Source organism: Pseudoalteromonas sp. G5_S1_14_S5, from assembly GCF_054968605.1.
Window position 1 is genome coordinate 1 of sequence record NZ_JBQKUM010000181.1, and the last position, 1,261, is coordinate 1,261.

Annotated in this window: 1 protein-coding gene; it reads left to right on the plus strand. The window is 49.7% G+C overall.

Annotation, left to right across the window (positions count from 1 at the left end; all coding sequences use genetic code 11):
• The coding region (istA, locus tag ACTRWI_RS22435; RefSeq protein ID WP_499133903.1) for an IS21 family transposase at positions 1-1,120 on the plus strand (1,120 nt) is incomplete at its 5' end.
• Between the last annotated feature and the right edge of the window lie 141 nt (positions 1,121-1,261).

Sequence of the window (1,261 nt, forward strand, 5' to 3'; positions counted from 1 at the left end):
GGCAGGTGATAAGCTGTTTATCGATTACTGTGGGCCTCGGCTTCAGGTAGTCAATCCTGACACAGGCGAAGTGCGCGAAGCAGAAGTGTTCGTGGCGACCTTAGGTGCGTCCAATTACACCTATGTTGAAGCCTTCCCGAGTCAAGGTAAGTCCTACTGGTTAGAGGCGCATGCTAATGCGTTCGAACACTTCGGCGGCGTACCACAACTCTTGGTTCCCGATAATCTACGCAGCGCTGTCAGCAAAGCTAACCGTTATGAACCGAGGCTTAATGAGAGCTATCAAAAACTGGCGAATCACTATCAAACTGCCGTGATGCCAGCTCGCCCTTACAAACCGAAAGACAAAGCCAAAGCAGAGAATGCCGTCCTTCTAGTAGAACGCTGGATCATGATGCGACTTCGTCATCAAACCTTTCATACCTTCAAAGAGTTGAACCTCGCCATCCGTGAGCTTATGAATGACTTAAACCAACGTGAGATGAAGCAGTATGGAGCGAGCCGCAAAGCGCTGTTCGACAAACTCGATAAACCCGCGTTAAAGTCCCTTCCTAAGCAGAGATATCTATATACCGAAACCAAGCGAGCCAAAGTTGGGCCTGATTATCACATCGAATATCGCCGCCATTACTACTCGGTTCCCCATCAACTTGTTGGCCACTATGTTGAGCTGGAAGCCTCCAACCGTCTGGTGCAGATCTACCACCAAGGTAACTTGGTCGCCCAACATCCACGCAGCCAAAGAGAACGTGGAAATAGCACCAACGCAGAGCACATGCCAAGTAATCATCAACATCAAAAGTGGTCGCCTGGACGCTTGCTCAACTGGGGAGCCAATATCGGCCCTGCCACACGAGAGGTCGTCAATAAGATGCTGAACTCCAAGCCTCACCCAGAGTTGTCTTATCGTTCCTGCCTTGGGTTACTCAACCTAAGCAAAGCCCATGGCGAATCGCGCCTAGAGCAAGCCTGTAAAGATGCACTGATGCTGACAAAACCTAATTACACCTTCGTCAACAATCTACTCAAGAACAATCGTGAAGGGCAACTGAGTAAAGATAAAGCGAATACACCGAACCTTGTTCACAGCAATGTTCGTGGCCCGAACTGTTATCACTAGGAGAAAGGATATGAACGCACTGAACGACCAACTCAAAACCCTCCGCTTGAGCCATGCGGCGAAAGCGTTAGAGCAGCAACAAGAGCAACTGACGACCTACGCAGAGCTGGACTTCGAGGAAAGGTTAAGCCTGCTTCTGGA